Consider the following 2,162-nt stretch of genomic DNA (forward strand, 5'->3'; position numbering starts at 1 on the left):
GTGGGCGGCGGCACGGCCCCCGTCGGCGGCAGCGGCCGCGTGGACGGCGTCGGTACGACGGCGGTCCGGTCGCCACCCCCGACCGGCTGTCCGGCAGGGCGTGCGGCCGTCATGGGGGTGGTCTCGTCGGACAAGCAGGGTCTCCTCAGCAGCGCACCGGGACTACCGGCTGGACGTGAGAAACGCTATCAGCGTCCCGCGCCGCACCGGGGCCCAGTGCCCAGGTCGTGACCTTGCCCGGCGTGCCTTTCGCCGTCCATGACCGACCCGTGCCCTACCGGAGTCCTACCCGCGCCCTACCCGTTCCCGCCGGGCAGCGCGTCCTCGAGCTGCTCGGTGATGCTGTCGGTCGCGTTCTGCTTGGCGTCCTCGACGCCCTTGTCGATCTCCTGCTGCACGGCGTCCTTGGCGTCCTGCTTGGCGTCCTCGACGCTCTCGTCCACCGAGTTCTGGACGTCCTGCTTCACGTTCGCGGTCGCGTCCTGGGCGAAGCCGACGATGCCACCGACGGCGAAGACCACGATCCACGCGACGATCACCAGGGCGTGCGGCCAGACCGCCAGCGACGTGCTCAGCGAGCGGATCATGTTGAAGAGGGCGGCCAGGGCGATGCCGAGCACCGGGATCGTCAGGTTGGCGGCCTGGTCCGACCACTCGGGGTTGAGGTTGAGCATGCCCAGCACGCCGTCGCCGATCCCGCGGAACAGCGGGAACTGCGCGACGTCGGGCATGACGTCGAACCCGGGGATCAGCCGCACGAGCTGGTAGACGCCGAGCGCGAGCAGGATCCGCGGGATCCACGCCAGGACGGCGCCGGCCATCGAGCCGCCCCCGCCCGAGTCGTCCTCACGGGTACGCCGTGGCGGCGTCGGCTGGCCCGACTGCGGGCCGAAACCCTGCTCGAACGGGTTGGGCGGGGTCTGCTGGCCCTGCTGCGGGTATCCGGCCTGCTGGCCGTAACCCTCCTGCTGCCCGAAGCCCTGCTGCCCGAAGCCCTGCTGCCCGTAACCCTGCTGCCCGTAGCCCTGTTGACCGGGCTGGCCCTGCTGACCCGGGTAACCGGCCTGCTGGCCCTGCCCGTAACCCGGCTGGCCCGGATAGGCGGGCTGCTGGCCGTAACCCTGCTGCCCGTACCCGGCCTCCCCGGGGAAGGCCGCCGGCGACTGCACCTGTGTCGGCTGCTCGGTCTCGTAAGGGCGGTACGGCCGTGCGGGGGGCGGCGTGGCGGACCGGTAGTCGCGCTGCTGCGCCCCCGCCGGCGGAAGGAGCTGCGTCGACTCGTCGACGGCGGAGGAGCCGCGCGGTGGCGGCATGACCTGCGTGGACTCGTCGATCGGCGAACCGCCGCGGGTCGGAGGGAGGAACTGGGTGGACTCGTCGACCGTCGAGCCACCGCGGGTCGGCAGCATCACCTGGGTCGACTCGTCCACCACGGAGCCCTGCCGCGGGGGCGGCATGACCTGCGTGTGCTCGTCGACGGGGGAGCCGCCCTGTCCTCCCGCGGCGCTCTGTCCGGCAGCATCACCCGGTGCGAAGGAGCTCATCCGCTGCGTCGCGTCATACGATGACGGGGCGCCGGGCTGCCCCGGGCGGGCGGGCGGTCGCTGGATCTGCGTCGGGTCGGCCGCCGCGGGAATACGGCGGGTCTGGTCGTCGGACACGCAAGGGCTCCTCGGTCGTTGTCCTGGTTGCGACAGGTTGCGCGAGAACCTACCAGGTGGGGTGAATGCCCCGTTGGGGTGGCCAGCCGGCCGATCATGTCCGACCCTTGCTTCGGGGGCGAACCCGCCGCGCCGTCCGCCTGCCCAGGAACTTCGGAGGAAACGCATGAGCTCTGACACCGTGCCCCGCTGGCCCCGGATCGACGCGATCGTCCGCGAGGACGGCTCCGGTGAGGTGACGATCGACGGGACGTTCCACCCGATCGCTACCGGCAGCCTGGAGGAGGCGCGGGTGGAGGTCTTGCGGCGCGTGACGGAGAACGCCGCCCAGATCGGCCGGCCGGTGCGGGCTTCCGCGACCGGCCCCGAGGGGCTCTGGAACCTGATCGTGCACCCGGACGGCACCGTGGTTCCGGAGGAGGACGAGCTCGCGCCGCCGTCGTCGCCGACGCCGCAGGCGCCATCAGCGGCCGCGCCCCCCGGGGCAGCACCGCCGGTGGC

Annotated in this window: 1 protein-coding gene and 1 pseudogene; one reads left to right on the forward strand and one right to left on the reverse strand. The window is 72.7% G+C overall.

Annotated features, from left to right (window positions below):
* Window positions 1-296: 296 nt before the first annotated feature.
* Entirely contained in the window at window positions 297-1,661 is a 1,365-nt protein-coding gene (locus PROKR_RS37075; protein WP_211240247.1) for a DUF1542 domain-containing protein, read from the reverse strand.
* A 166-nt stretch (window positions 1,662-1,827) separates the two neighbouring features.
* On the opposite strand from PROKR_RS37075, the pseudogene PROKR_RS36260 reads away from it, so the two are divergent.
* Window positions 1,828-2,162: pseudogene (locus PROKR_RS36260) on the forward strand (ATPase); the annotation flags it as partial.

The sequence above is a fragment of the Promicromonospora kroppenstedtii DSM 19349 genome (assembly GCF_000515355.1).
GTDB classification, from domain to species: domain Bacteria; phylum Actinomycetota; class Actinomycetes; order Actinomycetales; family Cellulomonadaceae; genus Promicromonospora; species Promicromonospora kroppenstedtii.